The organism is Bartonella sp. MM97QHHN, assembly GCF_042194285.1.
Classification (GTDB): domain Bacteria; phylum Pseudomonadota; class Alphaproteobacteria; order Rhizobiales; family Rhizobiaceae; genus Bartonella.
Genome location: NZ_JBHIMS010000074.1, coordinates 107,101 through 134,041 on the forward strand (window position 1 = coordinate 107,101; position 26,941 = coordinate 134,041).

A 26,941-nucleotide genomic window follows, 5' to 3' on the forward strand; every position below is an offset into this window, starting at 1 on the left:
TAAAAGACACTGATACAAGTAGCCCTTTATAGCCTCTCAAGAAAACAAGAAAATCATCTCCCACAATAGAATCATTTCTCTACAGCACAACTTTATCCCACACATGTTCTCAAGAAAAAGTGAAAAACGCATCTTACCCAATGCATTCATTAATGAAACAAAAGAAGTTCACCACTAGAAAAGAAAGAAAACGCTAAAGTTTTAACCACTAAAACAGAACGTCCACGATACATTCCCTGTTCCACATCGATAGAAGACGATGCAAGAGAACCTCAACATTCATCTTAAAGCGAAAATGCACGCCCCAAGCGTGCATTGATCGATGCAATAAAAGAAGTTCACCTCTGGAAAAGAAAGAAAACGCTAAAGTTTTAACCACTAAAACGGAACGCCCACGATACATTCCCTTTTCTATATCAATAGAGGGCGACGCAAGGGAACCCCAACATTGATCTTAAAGCGAAAATGCACGCCCCAAGCGTGCATTGATCGACGAAATAAAAGAAGTTCACCACTGGAAAAGAAAGAAAACGCTCAGTCTTTAACCACTAAAACGGAACGCCCACGATACATTCCCGTTTTCAAATCAATGTGATGAGGACGACGTAATTCACCAGAATTTTTATCTTCGATATAAGTCGGCGCCTTCAGAGCATCAGCCGAACGGCGCATGCCCCTCTTCGCTGGAGAGGTTTTTCGTTTAGGTACAGCCATAAAAAGACACTCCAAATCCATTAAAACAGAAAAAGCAATGTCAAAAATGACAATGCTTCATTTAAAACACCATAAAATTTGAGGATATTATACACTGATAAAAAAGAAGAGGCAATGTCAAAATGATCCTCCTCTTACCAAAAATGACCTTCCTGTTATCAAAAATGGTGTCACAATAATCAAATGAATATCAAAAACACTGCAAAATTTAAGAATTTTATACACCAATGAAAGCTTTTTTATAAGCCCTTCATTCAATTTTTATTTGGTTTAAAAAGGGATTTGCGCATACAGTAGAGATACGGATAAAAAGAGAAGTTGATTTTTAATAAAAAACGACGCCAATTTATGAAAACAAGAAAAAGCGACAACCTTTCTCTTTAAACTTCATAATTTCATTTTTGTAAAAACAAAGGAAGCAAGAATGCACGAATTTACCACCCTTCTTGCAAAACATAGAGACACCGTTGAAAAACGGCTTGATACCCTGTTAAGTGATCAAATCCAAAATGGTGAAATTTCACGCCCTAAAAACTTAATCAAAGCCATGCGCTATGGTGTGCTGAACGGTGGAAAACGCTTGCGTCCTTTTCTTGTAATTCAAAGTGCTGCACTTTTTGACGTCCCTGTAGAACATTCTCTTGATGTTGCATGTGCCTTAGAATGTATCCATTGTTATTCGCTCATTCATGATGATCTTCCCGCTATGGATAACGATATACTCCGGCGTGGGAAACCCACTGTCCATGTAGCATTTGATGAAGCAACAGCAATTCTAGCAGGCAATGCCCTCTTAACATTTGCCTTTGAAATCATTGCCCATAAAGCTAGTAATCTATCTACAGATATTAGAATCAAGCTGATCACGTCTCTTGCACAATCGGCAGGACTTGGCGGTATGTTAGGTGGACAAATGCTGGACCTTGAAGCTGAAAAAAGACCGCAAGAAAGTACTGACATCATCACTCTACAACACATGAAAACAGCAGCCCTGATAAGCTTTGCTTGCCAAGCAGGTGCCATCATTGGCAATGCATCTAAAGAATTAACCGAAAAGCTTACTGATTTTGGTACCTATCTTGGTTTAGCCTTTCAATTAACCGATGACCTTCTTGATGTCACCGCCAACACGCAAACCCTAGGAAAAACGGCTGGGAAAGATGAAACGGCACAAAAAGCCACTTTTGTTCATCTTTACGGCATTAAAGAAACCCAAAAAAAGCGAGATATACTCATCAGTAAAGCAGAAGCATTCTTACATCCTTTTGGCGCTAAAGCACTCCCCCTCCAACAAGCAGCACACTTTAGTGCAATACGCCAAAATTAAACTTCATCCACCCTATTGTACATAGTGTACACCGTTATATTTATTGAATGCATAATAGACTTTTCCAAGAAACGTTACTATTAATCTCCATTATAGTCCTTATCATGAAATGGGTACGACAAATCTTGAGAGGAATTTCATTAAAACAAGCCGCGTGAATTTATAACACAAATGCATTCTGGGTATCCTATTTTGCATGAAAAATGCCTTCCATTAAAGACTAAAAGAAACAAAATGTAAAAATGCGTAATCACCATGTTTTAAAAGATATTACAGTGGATGCTTTAAAGCCGAATAAAAAACAACCGGAAAGAGGAAAACTCGTTTTCTCCTTTATGTCTTTAATCTTCTAACGATAAGGCAAAAATAAACAGAATAAGTATACAACAAGGCATTTTATAAACCCGCAAAAAACAATAAAAATGCCGATTGGCTTTGTAGCCTTATCAAAGTCATCTGTTGTTTATTGCCAACCCTAGGAGTACACTGCCCTCAGTAAAGAGTCGTAATTTTTATGCCTTTCCACGCTATCTTGTTGTAAAAGATCAAATATGGTTACATTCTGTAAATTCAGTCGTGTATTGCTTGCTCTCTAAAAACACTTTTACAAAAATGCTCGTTGTTTAGTTTAAGCATTATTTTTTTGAAGCTCGTATTTAAAATATCAGAAAAAAATGAACATAATGGCTATTTTGATTTTTATGCCACCCTCAAAGAACAAAGTCTTTTAATACAATCTGCTCTGTAAACAGTCTAGTATCCTACCGAGTAGGTTTCTCTCGCTTTCCACACATGCGATTCACTTAAACTAAAGACGCGATAAGCAAGACTTAAGAATATTCACCATGTACTTCTTAAAATACTTAATGTATCAAACAGGATACCTTCACCACCCCTCAAATGACAGTATATTATAGCATAACAGGATAAATAAAACCACTAATTTCAATAGAACGAAAGACCAAAGCAGTATTATTACCGATCTCTCTTCTCTTAAACTGGAAAGATATAACACATTGATTTATAATGATAATTTGCGGTTATTCAACTTGAATAAGAACCCTGAATACCGTAAGATTCTCTCATTTCAAATCTGTGTATATTGAATCAATCAAAATCACTTGCTTGCACCTCAAAAACAGAGAGAGCCGCGTAGGGCAAAACATCAAAGAAAAGACTAAAAAAATGCCTCTTATGAACCGTCTTAAAAGCCAAGGGCTGTCGCAACATTAGGGGCTAGCAAAGTGAATGATTATGTCGGCATGCTCCTTCAAAAGCAGAAACATTTTTATTTACAAAAGTGTGTAATAACTTCAATTTAATAATAATCATGATCACTGTACAACTTTAATTCATCACGCTCTTTATCTCGTTTATTCAATTCATCACACAAAAAGAGAATTGATAAGATTAAACAGAGAATGATCTTTGCAACAGAAAGATAAAAAAGTCCTTATTATTATATATAATAGCGCAATCTAATTTGTGATAAGTCGTTTTTTCAATCCAAGTGCAAATTTCCTCCTTTAAGTGCAATTTTCTTATTAAGATGAAAAGCATCATTGTAAGTGAACCTATGCCTGTTGCCAACGCTGGAAAATATGGCCACCTTTTGAAGCCATAATAAAAAAACAAGCAACATGGCCAAGAAAATGCCGCAATTATCAAGAGTATTATAGCCATTTAATACCCTTCGAGAGAATTTTTCTCATTACCCATTCAATATCATTTGTAAATTCCTCTTGGTTTCATCATATCATATATCGTGTGGAGTTCTCTGCAAAAACGCGCTATTTGTTTAGTATTGTCATCATGACCAGCTCTCATACTAGACACAAGGTCAATAATTTGTGTTGTTGGGCTAATACCATTTCCACTTGAAGAATTAAGAAATTTTTTCGCATAATCAATCATGGGGTCGGTAGAATTCATAGACATATTATAAGCCCAGATAAAATCGCTTTCTCTCCAATTATAGTCATAACGCAAACTGCTTATGACATTGGGTAGCATTGCCCATGACATCTCCTCATTATAATCACTGCGTAATAAATTAACAAAGCGTCCACATAAAACAATAAGTATGTGTCGATGCCATATAATATCAAATTTGGGCGCTATATTTTGATAACCACGGCTATAGACGAAATTTCTTGCTTGTTCCTGCTTTTGAAAATGTTCAAAAGCCTCGTATTTTTCACTTATATATTCTTCGTAAAGTTTATTGTACTGCTCTAAACTATCTACACGCGTACATCCCAACAATACCAATACAGAAAAAAGAGTTATAAATGTTACAACACACGTTATGGATAACGATTTCATCGCTTTACCTTTATAATAACCATAATTTGTACGGCTTAACAGATTCCTATCAAATATATCAATATGTGCTGGTTTCTTGTGGCTTATTTGTAGCAAATTGTACTCAACAATATTTCTGTACTTGGTTTTATTCCCTCTCAAAGAGGGGGGATGTCATTCAAAGTTTCCATAGATAAGTTTATTATCTGGATCAGAAATTTTCTAACATCAGAAAATACAGAGCTAACGCCACAATCAAAGAGAAAATACTCAAAAATGAGAATGTACAACGTAAAAAATTATCTCAACAAGATAATTGATATTTTAAAGAAAACAGCAATAAAACGCGTTAAATATATCAACAATAAAATCAGTCATGAGGAAAGCCTATTTGAACAGGCTATAAATTGTCCGACTGCTTAAATTAGCTCTAATGAGATAAAGTGTTACCAGTAAGGAACCAATGAAAATGAGAAAACTGCTCCATCACCATTCCTTAATAAGTATATAATCCGGCACAATCATTTTCTTTATCAGCGTCCAATCTTGTCAGCAACCCTTTGTGTAATATTCATGAGCAGCATTTTTATTTCTTTTGTAATGATTGTTATGCCATTTTAATGATTATTATGCCAAGCCCACTTATAACGTACAAGCAGATGACTTTGATTGCTTCAACATACATAGATTTTAAATAAGAATAACTGACACTATTCAGCTTTCTCATTCAACATGCAAAAACAACGATGCGCCTTAATAAATCAAAGCTTTGCCCCACTATGAAACCCTATAAAACACGTATCGTAATAAGTTAATATTTTCACTGAACTTTTTTGAGAGTTCCTTCTAAAAAAAGTACTGCCAACAAGTAAATCAATAAATAAATAGCAAAAATATAAACGAGTGAGAAAAAGCCAAATATATTGACCATATACGCACTCATGTAAAAAAATACCAATAAGCTAAATCTCCCAACGGTTGACAAGAAAGATTCATATGTAGCCCTGAAATGATCACTAATACTATCATGCAAAACAACTTCTACACGAAGATATGTATACTTAATGAGATAAAAAATCATACAAACTAAAATGACAGCCATTTCTTTTCTTGGTTCAAAGAAAGCAACGGTAAAAATCAGTGAAGCCGAAAGAAACAGTAGTAAAATAAAATTCACTCTTTCACTTAGTTTTGTAAAGAGAAAACTAGCCAAGAGCTGAGAGAACAATATCAGTGAAAATGTCACACCAAGATCAAAATAAGTGACATTAATATCATAATCTTTAAATATCCACTGCCAATACTGCGAGAATATATTGAAAAAGATCAATGAAAAATAAAAGCATAAAGAGATATAAGGAACTTTAATAAAAATAGACAATATCTCCTTAGCTTCACAAATGAGAGAATTCGCTTTATTTGGTTTTTTCTCCCCCTTCAAGTCATCAAGAAAAAACAAACCAAATAGTGTCGTCATAAACATTAAAAACGCCGCGATATACCATATATATTGGCTAGAATAATCAGCAAAATATGCGCCGATTAAACTGAATATAAACATGCCGATATAATTATATTGAGAGCTGGAACCAAGCACTTTTTTAGTAGATGTCAATTTTGCTTTTGCATATTGAACAAGTAAAGCATTATAGGATCCAGCAATTAATGTCAGCGATAAGGCATTAAAAGTTTCTGCCAAAAGAAAACCATAAAAGCTTGTAGAAAATCCCATGAGAAAGAGCCATGTGGCAGCAAAAGCCGCTGCCAAAACGATCGATATTTTATAACTTTTTCGATCAGCAAAATATCCCAGAGGAATATCGGTAACCATCATAATAAAAGCCTGAAACGACTTAATGACACCTATATCAATAAGCGTTAAGCCTTTTTCAAGCATATAAAAGACAATAAAGGCGCCGGTTAAAATCCTTATACCGTTAAATAAAAAGCCAAACGCTAATATACTTGTCATGCACTCCCCCAATAACGCCAAAAAAGGCACCCGTATACATCATTTTATATCAATATAAAAGCTTACATTTTACGACAAATAGGACTATAATCGCTATAAGGATTTCCAATCCTATCAATTTGATACCCCAAAAAATGCTGGGAAAATGCCTGAAAAATCAATAAACAATGTTCTTTCTATAATTTGATATTTGAAGAATCCGTTAAATATTTTACTGTCTCAAGAGCAGCCAAAAAACCAGCAACAACATTTACGGATCTATTAAAGTATTCATATCGTTTTGCTTAATAGTCTTAACACACTCAAACTCATTAATATCTTTCATAAGCTTCTGATTCTAAAACAGGCATATCATCTGGTTTTACCTAAAATAATAAGCAACCAACAACAGTATTGACCATAGCTAAAGCAGCAGCATACAACAGCGCCATCTTCACATTGAAGACAGCTTGTTAAAAAAAACGACACACCATTTTTACTTCAACCTTATGCGATTTTTACCTCAACCTTGCCCAAAGCGTGTATGAATATAATCACTCAAAAGTGCTTCAAATTCTTCAGCAATGTGATCACCCCGCAAAGTTTTTACCTTTTGTCCCTCAATAAAAACAGGTGCCGCAGGACTTTCCCCCACTCCAGGCAAAGATATTCCAATATCCGCATGCTTTGATTCCCCCGGTCCATTGACGATACATCCCATCACAGCAACCTTCAAACTTTCAACGCCAGGGTATTTTTTACGCCAAACAGGCATATTTTTGTATAAATCTGCTTCAATTTTTTGCGCCAATTGTTGAAAGACCGTTGAGGTTGTGCGCCCACAACCAGGACAAGCCGCAACAACAGGCAAAAATTGCCGAAAACCCATCACTTGCAAAAGTTCTTGCCCCACCTTTACTTCTCGTGTCCGATCACCACCAGGTTTTGGTGTTAAGGAAATTCGTATCGTATCGCCAATCCCTTGCTGTAATAAAATACCCAAAGCCACCGAAGAAGCAACAATGCCCTTTGTTCCCATCCCAGCTTCCGTTAACCCCAAATGAAGAGCATAATCACAACGCGCCGCCAAGGTGGTATAAACAGCAATAAGATCTTGGACATCACTCACTTTAGCAGAAAGAATAATTTTATCACGCCCCAACCCTAACTCTTCTGCTAAAGTAGCCGAAAGCAAAGCCGACTGCACAACAGTTTCCCGCATCACTTCAGCAACCGATAAAGGATTTTCTTGCTGTGCATTTTCATTCATAAGCCGTGTTAACAACGCATTATCAAGAGAGCCCCAATTCACGCCAATGCGAATAGGTTTATGATACCGACAAGCAATCTCAATAATTTCTGCAAATTGACGATCTTTTTTTGCGCCAAAACCAACATTTCCAGGATTGATGCGATATTTTGCAAGCGCTTCAGCACACGCAGGATGCTCAGATAAAAGCTTATGACCAATATAATGAAAATCCCCAACCAATGGTACAAAAAATCCTAACCTCTCCAATCGCTCCCGTATTTTTGGTACAGCCGCCGCCGCTTCATCGCGATCAACAGTAATTCGAACCAATTGTGAGCCAGCTTGCCAAAGAGCAGCTACTTGAGAAACAGTTGCATCAACATCAGCGGTATCTGTATTGGTCATCGACTGTACAACTATCGGGCTCTGCCCCCCAATGATCACATCACCAACAGCAACACCAACAGATCGACGACGCTCAAGTGGTTTAGATAAAAAATAGGTCGTACTCATCAAGTCCTCAAATTTTTAAAACCTGCGCTATCAATCATTATTTACATTGATTTCCTCCGCGCTTCAAAGGACGAAAATTACACCGCCCACCAATCTTAACAGATTGCTCTCAAAAGGTTCGACCTACTAACACTGATGCAATACAACTCATAGGTGTATTCATTCTATAGACGTACCGGATAAGTTCTACTACTTCTGTTCAAGTTTATACTTCTACACTTGGTTGCTTCAAAAAGAAACTGAAACAAAACAGAGACAATACTGTATTTTTAAGTTGCATGCCGATACCTGACATCAATGTCATCACAAAACAGTGTTTTACAACACAACAAATAACACCCATCAAAGCGCCATTTTTAAAAATGCATGAAAGACATCGCCAAATTAATCCAATATATTGATTTATAATAATCTATTTTTTACAAATTTGAATGGAAAACCCAAATATCATAAGATTTCCTCATTTTAAATCTTCTTAATTGAATCAATCAATACCACTCCCTACAGCCACAAGAGAATAGGTAGATAAAAACTCCTTATAAACTATTTCAAGTGCCAAAAGCTATCCCAACACTTTAAACAAACAAAAAAATGAAGACATCGCCCACCATTTTTATGAATGAATCTTACACCATTTTGTAAAAATTTTTACCTTACATCCTTAACAAACACCATCACGAAATGAACTCGAGTACATTAAGAAATGCCTCATTAAACCCAAACTCTTAACTCTCATCTCACCCACGCACGGCATTATCAATGCAACCTTTCAATTTTCAAGCCGTTATAGCAAAACCCCAAACACAATTCCAACTGTCACACAACAATTTAACACATGAAGGAGTCAATAAATGTGTCTATTTTCACCCCATAGAAAAAATGCTAAAATTAAAAAACGTATAGCACAATTAAAAAGAGAGCTGGTCCCCGTAAATCATTGGAGTTTTCAAAATGATAGCTTTGAAAACATTTCTGAGCTGTTTAATACATGGAAACAAAAAGGCCGTCACGCACTTTATCACCTCAACGAACATGCTACAGAATTAAAGAAAAAAGCGAAAGAAAATCCTAAAAAAACCCTCGCATTAGCAGCAGGAGTCGTTTTAGTAAGCTTCTTGCTGATCCGTAAAAATTAATAACACAACCAATAACCTTCCCTTTTAATGCCCGACTCAAAGCGGGCATTTTTTATGGTTTACAAAATATAAACTTTACGTCTTCCTCCTAACTTTATGCCCTCTCCCAACAGGATAAGTTTCCCACCTATCCGAGCAGTCTATAATCCAGTTTTTTATCTGGCATCCCCCACCCCCATCTTCCAAACATGCGGTGACACCACACCTCAAAGGACAGTGTTGTGCAAAACCACAGGCAAAGCTTCCAATACTCCATCCCCCTACTGAGTTAGTTCAAAAGAAATGGAAGTGAGTAAAGATGCATGCGCTTTAATATTCTAAGGAACATTATTTTACATCATGACATAAAAGTATAAGAAGCCTAAGAGCTTTAAAACATGTAGTATAGCAAACCAAACGAAATCTTCCAACGTAAACAACCACTTGCTATAAGTAAATGACGCAAAAATTAAACTGAAAAAACCCAAAATTTCATCCTCCAGAATCGACTCGCTGCGAAGTATCTACATAGGTAACCACGGACATGCCAGGAATGAGTTTTTCAATCCCTTCCTGCCCAGGATCTAAAGCAATCCGTACTGAAATACGTTGCGCAATTTTGATAAAATTACCAATTGTCGTATCCGTTTTTAACAATGAAAATTCTGAGCCTGTAGCAGGTGCAAAACGAACCACACGCCCTGTTAACTTTTTGTTGTTCAATGCATCAACAGAAAAAACAACCGGTTGTCCCACACGCATCTGAGAAAGTTGCGTTTCCTTATAATTAGCAATAATCCAAATATCATCAGAAATAACAGAGACCAATTGTGTCCCCGGCATAACATATTGCCCTACCCTAGCGCCAACCAATCCAACATAGCCTGTTCTAGGAGATAAAATCTTTGTATGATCGAGATTAAGTTTTGCCAACTCAACACTCACCTTCGCTCCCGAAACTTCTGACTGTAAACTTTGCCGTTCAAGATTTAATTGTTTTTGCAATTGTCGTTTTGTTTCTAGGGCTGCCAAGAGTTGTGAAAGAGGGCGAGAAACAGAAACTGCCGCATCACCAAAGCCTAACTTTTTACTATCAGAAACAACATTAGAGAATGCTCGTGAACGCGCTAATTCCGCTTCTGCAGCATTAACTTCTCCCTGTAAAATCTGAGCTTGCAATTCAATACTTGCCAGTTTTGCATTTTTTGAATCGAGAACAGCCTGTGCCCGTGCAAGCTGCTGACGAAAAAGAGAATCATCAAGCTCAAAGAGCAGCATTCCTTTTTCAACACGTTGATAATCTTGCACATAAATCCGTGCAATCACCCCAGAGATCTGTGAACTCACCAGAGTAACATTACCCTTAATGGAAGCATTATCCGTTATTTGAATGTTATTTACAAAAGGAGGAAGTCTCCAAGCCCACAAAATTAGCAAAACACCCGTAATGCCCGATAGGAATGCAACAATCGTAGCTTTTGACCGTAATGCTTTTATCATTTTTTGCACCCCTCTTCTATAACATCACTCTACTTTTCTAACGCACGCAAAGAGCATGACTTAACAACCATTGTAACAAGAAAAACAACGAATACAGCCATTGAAATATAAAAATAAAGCCGAAAAACGTCATCATAAGCAAAAATATTTGCTGTTAACTTAAATTTCTCTATCAACAGAGAAGTCGCCTGCTCACTTCCAAAGCCATGGGGAACAGAAGCACCATAAGAAGGCGAAAATAAAGTATTTATCTCACCAGAAATAAGCGGATCCGTCACAACAATATTTTGTGTTAAAGACTCAAAGTTCTTATGAGCAAAATAAAACTGTAGAGTGCCAAAAAAAGCCGATCCCATCAATCCCCCTGTCACTTGCGTTAGCAAAAAAACAGCAATAAAACTCAAAACATAACGCGGCCCTCGCTCACCAGCAATCACAAACCCTTTGAAAAGAGCAGGAGGCAAAAAAAGTGCATAACTAAAACTCACCAATCCTTGGCTCAACATCATATCTTGCGGACGCGTTAAATGATTGACACGACTATCTAAATAAGCGCCAAGTGCCAAACAACCCAAAGATAACAAATAAAAATAATCTTCACGCCCCGCCCGTAAAAAAAAGACACAAACAGCCCCCCCTAACAGAATCCCTAATGTCACCGCAAGATACATGGGCGCCATTTCACGATTGAGCAAACCAAAAAGATTAAAAAAACCGACGGGCAAATTGGATCGCTCCAACAAAAAAACATGAAAAATCAATAAAATAAAAACAGATTGTATCATTTCTTTACTGAAAATCCAACGGAGATCAATCAACGGTTTTTCTCTATTAAGCTCAATAATAATAGCAACAGCCAAAGAGAAAATAGCAAGTGCGAGCCCCCAACCAATCCATGGCGCTTCATACCACCAATACAATACACCAACAGACATGATCACAGCATTTAATCCAAGACCAAGAGCAATCAAACCATAGCTTATCCAATCTAATTTTTGAATAACCTTACTACGCACAACAGGAGTAAGAGGTAAAGTATAGATACAGACTAAGCTGATAAGAACCAACCCCATTTCCAGAGCGGAAAGGCTGGAAAAACCACCATTTTCCAGCAAATCAGGAGAAATCAAACGTGATAAAGGTGCTGCTAAAGCTGCATTCATATAATTCAAACTCAGAGCAACAGTAAACTTCTTTGCTGGAGCAAAAGCCTCCATCATATAAAGCAGCGCAAGCGAAGCCAAAGGCGCAGCAGCAATCCCAGCAAAAAAGCGAATAATTAGCGCAGAACGCAAATCCGTAACAAAGAGCTGCAACACACAAACCAAAACAAAGCCAAGGATTGACAGTTCAGCAAAAGCGCGCAGCCCAAATTGATAGCGGATTTTGATCAACATAATCGCTACACTCACATTTGGCGCCATATAAGCCGCTACCAGCCATGTCGTCTCGGCCAAAGTTGCATGAAAATCACCCGTAAGATGGACAATGTTAGACTGAACAATATTAGCCCCTAAACCATAAGCCCATTGCAAAATAAGAGAAGCAAAAATATAAACAAAGCACTTTGGCAAAGGTCCCGCAAAGACACGACCAGGATGAGGAAAAGGTTTTGCACTCCTTTTAGCAGACACAACCGTACTCTTTTTTCCGCTCATGTCATCTTTTCCTGTATACTCTGCTACGCTTCTATCAACACAACACCATCAGCTGACAACTGCTGAAAAAAAGCCTCTATTTTATGATTGTCCTCATCACTTGTCCCTCCTTCTAACGTCGCTTGAATCTGCAAAATCTGCTGTTCTAATACATCAAAAGAAAGATTCTCTACAGCCACAACGTGCTCTACCAATAAAGAGCAACCTGAAAAGGTAATATTTGCAACGCCCCCGCATACAACAAATAATTTTTCACCCAAAGAGGTGCGAACACGAACACTGCCCAACACAATACTTGCCACCAATGGCGCATGATGCGCCATAACTGTCAAATAACCTGAGGCTGAAGGAAGAACAACAGACACTACCTGCTCTGAAAACACAATTTTTTCAGGCGATACAAGCTCAAATAAAAAATGCTCTTCTCTATTGTTTTCCACAAAAGTCTCCACAATACCCGATATAAGGACTCTCCGTTTTCTCCAACGACTCGTCCTTTTTAACGAAAAATACCCATGACAGTTTTCTCTTGAATAAGAAGCTTCTTACTAAGAAGCCTCTGCCATGAGACGCTTTCCTTTTTCAAGTGCTTCATCAATCGAACCAACCATATAAAAAGCAGCTTCTGGCAAATCATCGTAATCGCCAGCACAAAGCCCCTTAAAGCCTTTGATTGTATCTTCCAAAGGAACGAGTTTCCCCGGCGAACCAGTAAAGGCTTCCGCAACATGGAAAGGTTGCGAAAGGAAACGTTCAATTTTACGCGCCCGCCCCACCAGCAATTTGTCATCTTCAGAAAGTTCATCCATTCCAAGAATAGCAATAATATCCTGAAGCGCTCTATAACGTTGTAAAATGGTTTGCACTTGACAAGCAACAGTGTAATGCTCTTCCCCCACAATCAATGGATCCAACATACGCGAGAAAGAGTCAAGCGGATCAACCGCTGGATAAATCCCCTTTTCCGCAATAGAGCGCGAAAGAACAGTTGTTGCATCCAAATGAGCAAAAGACGCTGCCGGCGCCGGATCCGTCAAGTCATCTGCCGGAACATAAATTGCCTGAACGGAAGTAATAGAGCCTGTTTTTGTACTGGTAATACGTTCTTGCAACGCCCCCATATCCGTTGCCAAGGTAGGCTGATACCCAACAGCAGAAGGAATACGCCCTAAAAGAGCAGATACCTCAGCTCCTGCTTGCGTGAAACGGAAAATATTATCCACAAAGAAGAGAACATCTTGTCCTTCATCACGGAAACTTTCCGCAATTGTCAATCCTGAAAGAGCCACACGCGCACGCGCTCCTGGTGGTTCATTCATTTGCCCGTAAACAAGGGCACACTTTGACCCTTCCGTTGAACCATTATTCTCTTTTGGATTCACATTCACGCGGCTTTCGATCATTTCATAATAAAGATCATTTCCTTCACGTGTACGTTCTCCCACACCAGCAAATACAGAATAGCCACCATGTGCCTTTGCAATATTGTTTATAAGCTCCATAATGAGAACGGTTTTTCCAACACCAGCACCACCAAACAAGCCAATTTTACCCCCTTTAGAATAAGGGGCTAACAAATCCACGACTTTAATACCGGTTACGAGAATTTCCGAAACAGTCGATTGCTCAACATATTCAGGTGCCTCTTGGTGAATAGAACGTGTTTTGGTTGAAGCGATTGGTCCCACATTATCCACCGGTTCCCCAATCACATTCATAATACGTCCCAACGTTGCTTCTCCTACAGGAACGCTAATTTGTGTGCCTGTATCCACAACCTTTTGGCCCCGCATCAAACCATCAGTCGTATCCATAGCAATCGTACGCACGGTATTTTCACCCAAATGCTGCGCAACTTCTAATACCAAGCGATTGCCTAAATTCTCTGTTTCCAAAGCGTTGAGAATATTTGGCAATTCACCTTCAAATTGCACATCAACGACAGCACCAATAATCTGCTTGATTTCACCAACAGCGCCTTTTGCATGCTCTTCTTTTTTTGCGGATGTATCTTTTTTTACAGGTGTATCTTTAGCTGCATCACGCGCAGGTACAGAGGAAGCCTTTACATCCACTTGAGATTTCGAAGCGGCTTTTTTCACGCCGGAACGAGCAGCTGGTTTCTTTTTTTCACCTTTTTCTGTTCCTTTGCTTGAGGTTACTGCTTTTACCATCAATCCTTACCTTCTCCATTTAAAGCGCTTCAGCGCCCGCAATAATTTCGATCAATTCTGTCGTAATCTGTGCTTGACGTTGACGATTATAAGCCACCGTCAATTTACTAATCATTTCACCCGCATTGCGCGATGCATTATCCATAGCTGTCATCTTGGCGCCCATTTCACCAGCAACATTTTCTAGCAAAGCCCGAAAGATTTGCACCGAAAGATTACGTGGTACAAGAGCCTCTAAAAGAGACGCAGCATCAGGTTCATATTCATAAACAATCGATTGTGAACCTTTGTTATGATCGGTTTGCTCCACAATATCTATTGCCCCAACAGCTGCTTTTGGAGCAACCATTGGAATCAAATCCAAAGCTGTTGGACGCTGATTAATTACGGAAACAAATTCAGAATAAAACAGCGTACAAACATCAAAAGCACCTTCATTGAATAAATCAACAATCCGTTGACTAATCATCACTGCCTCTGCAAAACCAATTCGCTTTACAGCATGCAAATCGATATGATCAATTATCAAGCCTTTGTAATCACGCGATAAAATATCCGCGCCTTTTTTACCCACAGTGATAATTTTTACTATTTTATCAGCCGCCAACAATGCCTTAATCTGTTCACGTGCACGACGAGCAATTTGCACGTTAAAAGCACCACACAAACCGCGCTCAGCAGTACACACCACCAAAAGATGCACATCATCGCGCCCCGTACCACGCATAAGAGTAGGCGCATCAACACCATCTACATCAGCAGCAACACTGGTCAAAATATCAGCCATTCTCTTCGCATAAGGGCGTGCAGACTGCGCTGCCTCTTGAGCACGATGCAACCTTGCCGCTGCAACCATTTGCATAGCTTTGGTAATCTTTTGTGTTGCTTTAACCGAAGCGATACGGTCTCTAAGATCTTTTAGTGAAGCCATTCAAGCATTCCATCAATTCATCACGAGAAATTTTTCGCATAAGTATTAAGAACAGTTATCAACTTATCTTTCAGCTCATCTGTTATTTGCTTTTGCTCAGCAATTGCCTTTAAGAGATCTTGATAATCACTACGCAAAAGCACCAAAAGTCCCTGCTCAAACCGCGCAACATCAGAAACCGCCAAAGCATCAAGATAGCCATTCACACCCGCGAAAATAACCACCACCTGTTCTTCTGTTTTGAGTGGAGAAAATTGCGGCTGCTTCAACAGCTCTGTCAAGCGCGCACCCCGATTTAACAGACGCTGGGTTGACGCATCCAAATCAGAGCCAAACTGCGCAAAAGCTGCCATTTCACGATATTGCGCCAATTCACCTTTAATCGAGCCAGCAACTTGCTTCATCGCTTTAATTTGTGCGGCAGAACCAACACGCGACACAGAAAGACCAACATTTACAGCAGGACGAATTCCTTGATAAAATAAATTAGTCTCTAGAAAAATTTGCCCATCAGTAATCGAAATCACATTTGTAGGAATATAGGCAGAAACATCATTTGCTTGCGTTTCAATAACCGGCAAAGCTGTCAATGACCCAGATCCATTTTCCGCATTCAACTTCGCAGCCCGCTCTAAAAGACGCGAATGAAGATAGAAAACATCTCCCGGATAAGCTTCACGACCTGGAGGACGACGCAATAAAAGAGACATTTGACGATACGCCACCGCCTGTTTTGACAAGTCATCATAACCAATCAAAGCATGTTGCCCATTATCACGGAAATACTCACCCATAGCACACCCAGCAAGAGGTGCAATAAATTGCAGTGGTGCTGGATCAGAAGCGGTCGCTGCAACAATAATAGAATATTCCAGCGCTCCACGTTCTTCTAAAACTTTAACGAATTGTGCCACCGTCGAACGTTTTTGACCGATAGCCACATAAATACAATAAACTTTGTCTTGCTCTCGTCCAGCCCCTTTTTCATGAAAAGGTTTTTGATTTAAAAATGTATCGAGCAAAATTGCTGTTTTTCCTGTTTGGCGATCACCAATCACCAATTCACGCTGCCCCCGTCCAATAGGAATAAGTGCGTCAATCGCTTTCAATCCGGTCGACATCGGTTCATGCACTGACTGACGCGGAATAATCCCTGGCGCCTTAACATCAACACGACGACGCTCCGTTGCTTTAATGGGACCCTTCCCATCGATAGGGTTTCCCAACGCATCAACCACACGTCCCAGCAAAGCGGGGCCCACAGGAACATCGACGATAGCGCCTAACCGCTTTACACAATCACCTTCACGAATATCACGATCTGAGCCAAAAATGACCACACCAACATTATCAACTTCCAAATTGAGTGCCATACCACGCACACCGTTTGGAAAAGCGACCATTTCCCCTGCTTGGACATTATCCAAACCATAAACGCGAGCAATACCATCCCCTACAGAGAGAACCCAACCAATTTCTGAAACCTCAGCCTTTTGGTCAAAGTTTTTGATTTGCTCTTTTAGAATTTTTGAAATTTCAGATGGTCTAATATCCATCAGCTGACCTCTTTTTTCAATGCAAGCTTAAGTGAAGACAATTTTGTGAGAAGAGACGTATCAATTTGAGACGACCCCACACGAACGATTAATCCACCAAGAATTGTTGGATCCACAATGATGTGCAGCAAGACTTTTCCTCCAACAACACCTTCCAAAGCCTCACACAACTCTTGTCTTTGTTGAGAACTTAAGGGGCGCGCAGAAACAATTTGCGCAGTAACCTGCCTACGAGCGCGTGCAACACAATGCTGGAAAGCACGTAAAATACCAAATACGGCACTAAGCCTACGGTTTGTTGCAATAACGCGTAAAAAATTACCAATGACCTGCCCTGCGTTTTTATCAGCAAATTTGATGTTTGCACAAACAGATTGCATCACCTTAATTTGCTCTTTAACTGAAAAGAATCGACTAAGCACAAAGCGTTTTAAATCCTTATGCTCCAAAACAAGCAAAAGATCCTCTACTGCCTTTTCAACCTTTTCAACGTTCCCAGCTTCTTGAACGCAATCAAAAAGCGCTTGCGCATAGCGTTGATCTACCAACGGCAGCGGTATGAGAGAAAATGAATCCGACACGAAATACCGCCTCTTTCCCTTGAGCGACTCTCTGATAGTTATCAGATGAAATGAAACAGACATTCTCAATCTTAAGAATCTTTTTCTTAAAACCTAGAACAAAAATCACTTGGTTTCTAGCATAGACATAGCCGACTCGCAACACTACAAATCGCTGCTTTTTAAAAATTTTAATAAAATATTCAAAATATTTTTGAAAAGCATTTTTTTTAGATATACAGGATGGCATCACAGTTTTTTTATGCCTCTTTTTGACATTCTCTGAGCGATTTTTTCACTCTCTTTGATTTTTCTTCAAATGCCCTTGCCACCATAATAAAACACTTCTTCTCTAAAAAACACTCCCTTTATCACCACAAGACCTTTAATGAGATGCAGCTGCGATTGAAAAAGTCTATTATTTCAAACTGATAAGAAAGAAAAAAACAATGAATATCCTCCTAAAAATTAAAGAAAACATTGATCTTTTTTCTTCAAATACCCACTCCTTTTAAAAAATTTCACCAAGTAATATTTTCTTGTAAGCACACTCTTTAAATATACAACACATTGATTTATAATGATAATATATCATTTTTCATACCGGATAAGCTTCAAATATCGACAAATTCTCTCTTTTCAAATTTTTTTATCAAAATCACGCCCTTCATTAAGCCCGCGTAGCTTCACTTTATATGGCACTATATTGCACTGATTTTAGAAGAAGCATAGATCAATATTAATTTGAACCCGAATAGAATTGGATACTTTTGGTGTACAGCTAAGCATTTTCAGCCCTTATAAAAAGAATCCGCCTATCAAAAGAATACTGTCCCTAACACAAAAAAGGAGTAAAAGCCGAAATGATAGCGCCCTCAAAGAAGAGAGGCGCTTCTGCTGGTTCTATCACAAAGATATTTTTTCCCGTGGCTCTACTTAATGCAATGTACATATATCATATTTTGCTGCCTGGATGCTTATTCTGAATAATACTAAGAGTTCAAGTAAAGCACCTTAAGCAAAGAGATCTTTACTTTATGCGATACTGGTTTTAGAAAAAACTTTGCGGATCAATATCAATTTGAACCCGAACGGAACTGGGCATTTTGGGTGTACCGCTAAGCATTGCATGTATAAACCCTTGTATATCAAAAGAACGCTGTCCCTGCAACAAAAGCCGAAAACGATAACGCCCCCGAACCAAAGCCAAAGGCGCTTCTGCTGGTCCCATAACCGAGATATTTTTTTCCCGTGGCGCTGCCTGACGCAATGCGCGCGCATAATGTTCTGCTGCTTGGCGCTGTTGTGCAGAAACAATCAAAGAGGCAAGCCGCCCATAGGGGGGCAAATGATAATGCTGACGTGCTGCAATCTCACGTGTGTAAAAATCTTCTGGCTGGCATGCAAGTAAGGCTTTGATGACCGGATGATCTGGTTGATAAGTTTGCAATAATCCTAAACTTTTCAATCCCACACGCCCTGCTCTTCCGGTAACTTGAGAAAGCAGCTGATAGGTACGTTCACTTGCGCGTAAATCGCCATTGGCAAGACCAAGATCAGCATCAATAACACCAACCAGAGAGAGCTTGGGAAAATGATGTCCTTTAGCAACCAACTGTGTTCCAATAATAATGTCCACATCGCCATTGGCAATGGCTTGTAATTCGCTTCGCAACTGCCCAATCCCTCCTTTGAGATCCGTTGAAAGGATCAATGATCGCGCTTGAGGAAAAAGCATTTGTGTTTCTTCTGCAATTCTTTCCACACCCGGTCCACAAGCTACGAGATGATCTAATGTCCCGCATTCAGGACAGGCTTGAGGAAGTGGTTCATGATATCCACAATGATGACATTTCAGTTGCCCTTGCGCACGATGTTCTACCAACCAACTTGAACAATCAGTACAATGAAAACGATGTCCGCAAATTCGGCATAAAGTTAAAGGTGCATAACCACGACGATTAAGAAAAAGAAGAACTTGTTCGCCCTTATCAAGCGTTTGTTTTAAAGCCCTTTCAAGAGCAAAGGAAATAAAGCGCCCCTTTTGCACCCCTCCTTGGCGCATATCAACCACCCGCAACTGTGGAAGTGCTACTTCTTTAAAACGGGAAGGTAAATGTACCTTTTGATAACGCCCTCTTAAAACATTGGCTTGGCTTTCAATCGACGGTGTTGCTGAAGATAAGATAACAGGAAAACGCTCAAAAGAGCCCCGTGCAACAGCCATATCACGCGCATGGTAAAAAATGCGCTCTTCTTGTTTATAAGCGCTATCATGTTCTTCATCGACAACAATCAAGCCAAGCTCATGAAAGGGAAGAAAAAGCGCTGAACGAGCCCCCGCAACGACACGCACCCGCCCTTCTGCAACTTGCCGCCAAACGCGCTCTCTACGACGTGGCGTCAAATCAGAATGCCATTCCGCTGCCGCAGCTCCAAAGCGTGCATAAAAACGATCTAAAAACTGCTGTGTTAAAGCAATTTCCGGCAATAAAATTAAAACCTGCTTGCCCCCTTTGAAGGCTTGAGCGACCGCTTCAAAATAAACCTCTGTCTTTCCTGATCCCGTAACACCATCAAGCAAAAAAACTTGAAACTGAGAAGATAAAACACCTTCCCGCAACATTGTTGCTGCTTCATTTTGCGCTCCCTGCAACTGAGGGGAACAAAAATCAGGATCAGGCATGCCCACAAGATCAGGAGCAGGAACCTTAACATCTTCAAAAATTCCTAGCGCTTTTAAACCTTCAACAACAGAAACCGAAGTTCCAGCCGCATGTGCCAGACCAGAACGTGTCCATATCTTCTCACTGCGCACCAATTCCAAAACCCGTGACCGCGCTGGTGTGAGACGTTCTACATTTCCACCACAATATCGCAAACCCAGCATCTGCGCTTCCGGCTCTAAAGCAGCCGGTACAGACAAAACCAATCGTGCAACAAGACCAAAAGGCGCCATTGTATAGCGACTAACAAAACGCAAAAATGTGATCATTTCTGCCTTTAATGGGGGGCAATCAAAAACATGAAGCAGAGAGCGTAATTTTTCACGCGCCACCAAACCAGACCTTTGCCCATCTGCTGTCTTCTCTCCAACATCCACAACAAAACCGCAAAGCTCACGCCCCATCACCGGAACCCGAACAAAGGAACCAACGTTCACCTCCATAGAAGAGGGAACTTTATAACTATAAGCGTGAGCAACAGGAAGAGGAACCAATACAGATACAATCTCTTCCTCTATCACGTTTGAATGCATCTTTTAAACCAATCTACGACCTCTTGAGCACCAACAGGTCTACACCTTATCTTTAAACACTCTTATAAAATTCATTGCAGGATTCAATCTCTCCCCCCTATCACAACATTTTTCTCACAAAAATTCTTTTTAATACTCATTTCATCACCAAAGTGCCAATAAAAAAACCAATCTCATCGTCTATAATAAAAAACTCTATAGCAAAAAAAACAGCGCCATTCTTCTGTGCAAATAAAGCTCATCACTATAAGCATTCAACATGATATTGTAAGTGCGCTCTTCAACAAAGCTATCCCATAGTGTAACTTCTTCCCAACACACACGTTTATTTTTTTACCGCCTCATATCTCAATTTATCTTCAACAAACTGATTTATAAAGATATAATCATCATTTTACCTATTGTAATAAAACCCTCAATACGATGAATTTTTCTCATTTCAACCCCATCGAGGAACATTTGTAAATCCTTATTAATGAGAGAGTCTCCCATGATTTTAATTACAGGGAGAATAATATCGCAAATGGAACCGTTACAATATTCACCTTGGCTTTGTGCCAAAACGTGGAAACACATGCGTACATCTTTCAGCTTGATTGAGAATCAAGCAACAATACAAGTAGCACAAAAGCGTATTGTTGAAGAATGGGTAACACAGAATAAATCAATGTATTGACCATAAAAAAACACTTCATGTGTAAAATTTACATGCCTTCTTCAATGGTGTTTTACGATAAAATAAATCCATTCGCTTCTATCAAAAATGAGGTTAAATGTCCCCCCCTGAAAAAGGGAGGTATCTTATGATGCTCTCTCAAATATCAAGAGCAATCGCAAATAGGAAATGAGCAAAGTGTTTGATAATGCTAGCTTATTTCCATAAATATAAAAACACCGCTACGCAAAGATGCCAATACGCAAAAATGTTGATACGCAATGAATTCTATGCCTTATCACGAGTAACACTATGAAATGGGTGTGGAAACGATAAATCATATTTCTTTACCGAAAACGGGTACATGATTAACACCATAGCATTCTTGTTCTTTACACAGATATTAATTCTTTCTCTTGCTTTTACAGTCAACAATAGCGCATAACAAAAAATAAGATAAAAGCTAAAAAGAAGAGGTTAGATATGAAGTTTTTTGTGGATAGCGCCAATATCGAAGAAATTCAAGAGTTACAGAATTTAAGCCTTGTTGATGGTGTTACCACCAATCCCTCTCTTATCCTAAAATCAGGACGCAATATTCTTGATGTTACAAAAGAAATTTGTGCTCTCGTTAGCGGACCTGTTTCTGCTGAAGTTGCAGCAACGGAATTTGAAAGCATCATGAAAGAAGCAGCTGTTTTAGCAAAGGTTGCCGACAATATTTGTATCAAGCTTCCTTTAACACTCGATGGATTAAAAGCCTGTAAAGCCCTCACAGCAGCAGGACTAAAAACAAATCTCACACTTTGTTTTTCTGCCAATCAAGCCTTATTAGCCGCCAAAGCAGGTGCAACATTCGTTTCACCTTTTATTGGTAGACTTGATGATTGTGGAAATGATGGAAGTGAACTGCTTCATGAAATTCGCACAATTTATGATAACTATAACTTTAAAACACAAATCTTGGCCGCTTCAATCCGCACCGTTAATCATGTCAAAGAAGCAGCACTCAGAGGTGCTGACGTTGCAACAGTTCCACCAACAATCTTAAAAGCACTGGTCAAACACCCTCTCACCGACAAAGGGTTGCAAATATTCCTCGACGACTGGAAAAAAACAGGACAAAATATTGCTTAATATCTAGAATTTTTATTGGAAAGATCTTTTGAAAGTAACAAAAAGATCTGTTCAGCCAACTCTTCCGCAACACGTTTTTTTGCATCTTCTTCTGCTTGCAGCGTTGCATATTCTTGACGAAGTCGCTCAAAAGATGCATTCATCATTGCTGTTCCTTTTGCAACAAGAGTATTTTTCATATCCTGCAAAGTGTAAGAAGCTCTGCTCATAACAGTTCCAACAGAAGGTCGTCCCTTTCTCTTTTTCTCGAAATCAACCTCTATCTGCATCGATTCTCTTGTAAAGACGGATATCTGCAATGCCAATCGATAAGCAGGTAGAGAAGGTTTACCACCATTTCCATACAAAAGAAACAGCAGATGATTGCGCACCATTTGACCAAAACGATCCGAAGGTTCTTCCACAACAATAGAAGCAAGCTTTTGCGCTAACCCCAAAGAAAATTGTTCAGAAGAGTGCCCAGAAGCAGAATTCATTGTCATTGCACTCTGCAACTCTTGACGGTAAAGCGGTTCAACTTTGCATCCACACAACAGTGTAAAGACACAAGCTAAAACAACAAGCAGAAAACTTTTAAAGAACGACATTCACAATCCTTTTTGGAACAACAATGATTTTTTTCATAGGCTTTTCAAGCAGCTGCGCCTTTACAAAGTCTAAAACCAAAACTGCTTCTTTAATCATCGCCTCATCGGCAGTTGCAGCAATAGTTACCTCACCACGTTTTTTACCATTAATTTGTACCGGCAAAGTATAGCATTCTTCAACAGTTAACGTGGGATCATAAACAGGCCAAGCAAGCGCAGATATTAATTTTTTCCCCCCTAAAGCAGCATGACATTCTTCTGCTAAATGGGGCATCATTGGTGCAATCATAGAAAGAAAAAAATCCATGGCTTGACGTAAAGAAGCTTTCATTTCATCGTCAACACTTTCTATCCTATTTAACAACGGCGCCATAATATTCAAGAATTCATAAAGGCGTGCAATAGCCCGATTAAAAGCGAATTTTTCCAAATCATCTTCTACAGCGCAAAGCGTGCGATGTGCAACCTTTGAGAGTTCCAAAGCTGCTCCCTGATGCCCTGCACAAGGCGCCACATCCTTTAAAATAGAAGCACTCACAGCTACATGGCGCCAAACACGCTGTACAAAGCGATGTGCACCTTCAACACCAGATTCTGTCCAAATGACATCCCGCTCGGGGGGAGAATCTGACAACACAAACCAGCGCACAGTATCAGCGCCATAGGATGCGATAATATCATCAGGATCAACGACATTCTTTTTTGATTTTGACATTTTCTCAATCGAACCAATTGTCACTTCACTTTGATCGGTTAATTTATAAGCACACCGCTTTCCATCTTTTTCAACAATGGAAATATCCGCTGGAGAAACCCACCCTTGATCATCTCGATAGGTTTCATGCACCACCATCCCTTGGGTAAAAAGCCCCTTAAAAGGCTCATCTACCGTCACATGACCGACCAATTTCATAGCACGCATAAAAAAGCGCGCATAAAGAAGATGCAAAATCGCGTGCTCAATTCCACCAATATATTGTTGCACAGGCAACCATTCAGCTGTTGCTTGTTTATCAACAGGTTCCTGCGCAAAAGGAGCCGTAAAGCGTGCATAATACCAAGAAGAGTCAACAAATGTGTCCATGGTATCGGTTTCGCGTTTGGCCGGTTGACCACAGGAAGGACAAGTAACATTTTGCCATGTTTCATGCCGTGCAAGAGGATTTCCTGGTTGATCAAAAGTAACATCATCAGGCAACACAACCGGTAAATTAGCACGTGGAACAGGGACAACCCCACAAGTTGTACAATGGATCATCGGAATGGGGCACCCCCAATAACGTTGACGTGAAATCCCCCAATCACGCAAACGAAATTGCACTGTTTTCTTCCCTTGCGGTTGCCCATTGAGCATTTGTTTTTCAAGCTTTTTAGCAGCTTCTTCAAAAGCTTGTTGGGGTGTTAAACCATCCAAAAAGCTGGAGTTGATCATCACCCCATCACCCGTATAAGGTGTTTCAGTAATAACAAAATCTTCTGCTTGCTCTCCTTTTGGTAAAACCACCGGTTTTATTGGAAGATCATATTTACGCGCAAAATCGAAATCTCTCTGATCATGAGCTGGACAACCAAAAACAACCCCTGTCCCATAGTCCATAAGCACAAAATTCGCGATATAAACAGGAATATGTACTGTTGAATCGAAAGGATGAACAGCCAAAAAGGGCGTGAGAAATCCTTGTTTTTCAGCTGTTTCAAGTGCTGCCGTTGTCGTTCCACCACACCGACAATTTTCAATAAAAGCACTCAACGCTTTGTCTTTTTTTGCCAAAGCTTGTGCAATAGGATGATCGACAGACAGAGCCAAAAAGGAAGCACCCAAAAGTGTATCAGGACGCGTTGAATAACAAACAACCTCATCAAATTTCTCACAAACATCATCAGCATCACCCGTCGACTTTAAAGCCCAACGAATCAGCAAACCTTGTGATTTTCCAATCCAATTTTTTTGCATGGTGCGAACTTTTTCTGGCCATTGGTGCAGCTCTTCAAGCCCTGCCAAGAGATCTTCACTAAAGTCGCTAATTTTGAAAAACCACTGCGTCAACTCACGTTGTTCCACCAACGCACCAGAACGCCATCCCCGCCCATCAACAACCTGTTCATTGGCCAAAACAGTATGATCAACAGGGTCCCAATTCACCTTAGCCACTTTACGTGCTACCAACCCCTTTTGATAGAAATCAAGGAACAACATTTGTTGGCGGTGGTAATATTCCACATCACAAGTTGCAAATTCACGCGCCCAATCTAATGAGAGTCCTAATTGTTTTAATTGCCCGCGCATGACCGCAATATTTTGATAGGTCCAAGTTTTAGGATGCACTTTACTTTGCAGAGCAGCATTTTCAGCCGGCATACCAAAAGCATCCCACCCCATGGGATGAAGCACATTAAATCCCTTTGCTCGTTTATAGCGTGCAACCACATCCCCCATGGCATAATTGCGCACATGCCCCATGTGAATACGGCCAGAAGGATAAGGAAACATTTCTAAAACATAATATTTTTCACGAGCATCTTCTTGAACAGTCTGAAAAATTTTCTTTTCATCCCAAATTTCTTGCCATTTTTTTTCTCTCGCACGTGGATTATAGCGTTCGCCTATATTATAATGTTCAATCGTCATTCCCATTATACTCTTTTAATAAAACAGAACCAAAAACTTGTTTTATTATGCTTGACCATGGATTAACCTCATCGTCAACATTTTCGTGAAATATTTCCCTAAGTATTTTATAAAACTTTTAAAAAAACGACCAACTCTTGAACAAAAACGGTAAAGCACAAAAACATGAATACACAAACGCCCCTCGATACCCCTTCCATTGAAGCATGGCAAAACCTTCAAAAAGACATTGCAGCAATATGCCAAGAGTTACAACGCCCTGTAGAAGAAATTGAACTTATCGCTGTTTCAAAAACTGTTTCTGCCGCTGATATACGTCCCCTTTTGCAAGCAGGACAATCTTTGTTTGCAGAAAACCGCGTACAAGAAGCGGCACAAAAATGGACTGCTTTACGTCAACAATTTGAAAATATTAAACTTCATCTCATCGGTCCCCTACAATCAAATAAAGCCGCCGAAGCTATCAAAATTTTTGATGTCATTCAAACGGTTGATCGTGAAAAAATAGCCAAAATTTTATCCGAAGAAATGCAAAAACAAAAAAGGCATCTTCCTTGCTATGTTCAGGTTAACATTGGCTTAGAACCGCAAAAAAGTGGTATCTCACCGCAAGAAGCGACATCTTTTGTCAACCAATGCAAAAACAACTATGGACTTGATATCATCGGTCTTATGGGCATCCCCCCTGTCGATGAAAACCCCGGACCCTATTTCGCGCTCTTAGCAAAATTAGCAAAACAAGCAGGTCTTTCAAAGCTTTCCATGGGTATGTCCAGTGACTTCAAAACCGCTCTACAGTTTGGCTCTAACGTCCTTCGCATTGGCTCTGCTTTATTTGGAAAACGCCCTGTGTAAAGCAATTTCCCCTCATATAAATTCATTCCCCCCTTCATATAAATTCCCATTGAAGATTCTACGAACAAGCCAAAAACAGCAGAAATGAGAAAAAATATTTCCTTCAATATCAATAAAAGAGCAATTCTAGCAAAAAAGATTTCAGTCCCTCTTTCATCCTGTTAGCAAAATAAGCAAAAAAGCTGGTCTTCTCAAAATTCTCACCGGCACATCCACAACACGTACAATAGATTTAAGATAGCATTGCAATTTGGCTCTCATATT

Annotated in this window: 19 protein-coding genes; 5 read left to right on the top strand and 14 right to left on the bottom strand. The window is 39.5% G+C overall.

The window, feature by feature from the left end; all coding sequences use genetic code 11:
- Window positions 1-534: 534 nt before the first annotated feature.
- Entirely contained in the window at window positions 535-714 is a 180-nt protein-coding gene (gene rpmF, locus ACFIJW_RS04530; RefSeq protein ID WP_005774555.1) for a 50S ribosomal protein L32, read from the bottom strand.
- A gap of 424 nt (window positions 715-1,138) precedes the next feature.
- Between rpmF and ACFIJW_RS04535 the strand changes: the two genes are divergently transcribed.
- On the top strand, window positions 1,139-2,041 hold the full coding sequence (locus ACFIJW_RS04535; protein ID WP_375633452.1) for a polyprenyl synthetase family protein: 903 nt from the start codon (window positions 1,139-1,141) through the stop codon (window positions 2,039-2,041).
- 1,725 nt (window positions 2,042-3,766) lie between these two features.
- On the opposite strand, the gene ACFIJW_RS04540 is transcribed toward ACFIJW_RS04535, so the two are convergent.
- From ACFIJW_RS04540 to ispG, 3 genes are all read right to left on the bottom strand, one after another.
- Window positions 3,767-4,366 (bottom strand): hypothetical protein, encoded by a 600-nt coding sequence (locus ACFIJW_RS04540; RefSeq protein WP_375617843.1) that lies wholly within the window; start codon window positions 4,364-4,366, stop codon window positions 3,767-3,769.
- Window positions 4,367-5,165: 799 nt separating this feature from the next.
- On the bottom strand, window positions 5,166-6,317 hold the full coding sequence (locus ACFIJW_RS04545; RefSeq protein WP_375633453.1) for an MFS transporter: 1,152 nt from the start codon (window positions 6,315-6,317) through the stop codon (window positions 5,166-5,168).
- A 502-nt stretch (window positions 6,318-6,819) separates the two neighbouring features.
- A complete protein-coding gene (ispG, locus tag ACFIJW_RS04550) occupies window positions 6,820-8,061 on the bottom strand; it encodes a flavodoxin-dependent (E)-4-hydroxy-3-methylbut-2-enyl-diphosphate synthase (protein ID WP_375633454.1) in 1,242 nt (413 codons plus the stop codon).
- Between the two features lie 851 nt (window positions 8,062-8,912).
- Between ispG and ACFIJW_RS04555 the strand changes: the two genes are divergently transcribed.
- On the top strand, window positions 8,913-9,197 hold the full coding sequence (locus ACFIJW_RS04555; RefSeq protein WP_375611728.1) for a hypothetical protein: 285 nt from the start codon (window positions 8,913-8,915) through the stop codon (window positions 9,195-9,197).
- 471 nt (window positions 9,198-9,668) lie between these two features.
- Here ACFIJW_RS04555 and ACFIJW_RS04560 read toward each other — a convergent pair whose 3' ends face one another.
- The 8 genes from ACFIJW_RS04560 to ACFIJW_RS04595 all read right to left on the bottom strand — a co-directional run bounded on the left by ACFIJW_RS04560 (window position 9,669) and on the right by ACFIJW_RS04595 (window position 20,814).
- Entirely contained in the window at window positions 9,669-10,676 is a 1,008-nt protein-coding gene (locus tag ACFIJW_RS04560; protein ID WP_375617840.1) for an HlyD family secretion protein, read from the bottom strand.
- Window positions 10,677-10,705: 29 nt separating this feature from the next.
- Window positions 10,706-12,334 (bottom strand): MFS transporter, encoded by a 1,629-nt coding sequence (locus ACFIJW_RS04565; RefSeq protein ID WP_375633455.1) that lies wholly within the window; start codon window positions 12,332-12,334, stop codon window positions 10,706-10,708.
- Window positions 12,335-12,357: 23 nt separating this feature from the next.
- Window positions 12,358-12,774, bottom strand: coding sequence for an ATP synthase F1 subunit epsilon (gene atpC, locus ACFIJW_RS04570; RefSeq protein WP_375633456.1), 417 nt, complete (start codon window positions 12,772-12,774; stop codon window positions 12,358-12,360).
- A 108-nt stretch (window positions 12,775-12,882) separates the two neighbouring features.
- Window positions 12,883-14,508, bottom strand: coding sequence for a F0F1 ATP synthase subunit beta (gene atpD, locus ACFIJW_RS04575; protein ID WP_375633457.1), 1,626 nt, complete (start codon window positions 14,506-14,508; stop codon window positions 12,883-12,885).
- 19 nt (window positions 14,509-14,527) lie between these two features.
- On the bottom strand, window positions 14,528-15,439 hold the full coding sequence (locus ACFIJW_RS04580; RefSeq protein WP_375628700.1) for a F0F1 ATP synthase subunit gamma: 912 nt from the start codon (window positions 15,437-15,439) through the stop codon (window positions 14,528-14,530).
- Between the two features lie 20 nt (window positions 15,440-15,459).
- The gene (gene atpA / locus ACFIJW_RS04585; protein ID WP_026500438.1) at window positions 15,460-16,995 is read right to left on the bottom strand and encodes a F0F1 ATP synthase subunit alpha; all 1,536 of its coding nucleotides are present in this window, start codon (window positions 16,993-16,995) and stop codon (window positions 15,460-15,462) included.
- Window positions 16,995-17,576 (bottom strand): ATP synthase F1 subunit delta, encoded by a 582-nt coding sequence (gene atpH, locus ACFIJW_RS04590; protein ID WP_375633458.1) that lies wholly within the window; start codon window positions 17,574-17,576, stop codon window positions 16,995-16,997. The genes atpA and atpH overlap by 1 nt, the downstream gene beginning before the upstream one ends.
- Window positions 17,577-18,606: 1,030 nt before the next feature.
- Window positions 18,607-20,814 (bottom strand): primosomal protein N', encoded by a 2,208-nt coding sequence (locus tag ACFIJW_RS04595; RefSeq protein ID WP_375633459.1) that lies wholly within the window; start codon window positions 20,812-20,814, stop codon window positions 18,607-18,609.
- A 490-nt stretch (window positions 20,815-21,304) separates the two neighbouring features.
- On the opposite strand from ACFIJW_RS04595, the gene ACFIJW_RS04600 reads away from it, so the two are divergent.
- Together ACFIJW_RS04600 and fsa are read left to right on the top strand one after the other, a co-directional pair.
- Window positions 21,305-21,490 carry a hypothetical protein gene (locus tag ACFIJW_RS04600; RefSeq protein WP_375633460.1) on the top strand — a complete coding sequence of 62 codons (186 nt, stop codon included), beginning with the start codon at window positions 21,305-21,307 and terminating at the stop codon, window positions 21,488-21,490.
- Window positions 21,491-21,952: 462 nt separating this feature from the next.
- Window positions 21,953-22,606: a fructose-6-phosphate aldolase gene (fsa, locus tag ACFIJW_RS04605; protein ID WP_375633461.1), complete on the top strand. Its 654-nt coding sequence runs from the start codon at window positions 21,953-21,955 to the stop codon at window positions 22,604-22,606.
- Here the strand turns inward: fsa and lptE are convergent.
- Window positions 22,603-23,193, bottom strand: coding sequence for an LPS assembly lipoprotein LptE (lptE, locus tag ACFIJW_RS04610; protein WP_375633462.1), 591 nt, complete (start codon window positions 23,191-23,193; stop codon window positions 22,603-22,605). The genes fsa and lptE overlap by 4 nt on opposite strands.
- Window positions 23,180-25,822: a leucine--tRNA ligase gene (gene leuS / locus ACFIJW_RS04615; RefSeq protein WP_375633463.1), complete on the bottom strand. Its 2,643-nt coding sequence runs from the start codon at window positions 25,820-25,822 to the stop codon at window positions 23,180-23,182. The genes lptE and leuS overlap by 14 nt, the downstream gene beginning before the upstream one ends.
- A 165-nt stretch (window positions 25,823-25,987) precedes the next feature.
- Between leuS and ACFIJW_RS04620 the strand changes: the two genes are divergently transcribed.
- Window positions 25,988-26,677 carry a YggS family pyridoxal phosphate-dependent enzyme gene (locus ACFIJW_RS04620; protein WP_375633464.1) on the top strand — a complete coding sequence of 230 codons (690 nt, stop codon included), beginning with the start codon at window positions 25,988-25,990 and terminating at the stop codon, window positions 26,675-26,677.
- Window positions 26,678-26,941: the final 264 nt, after the last annotated feature.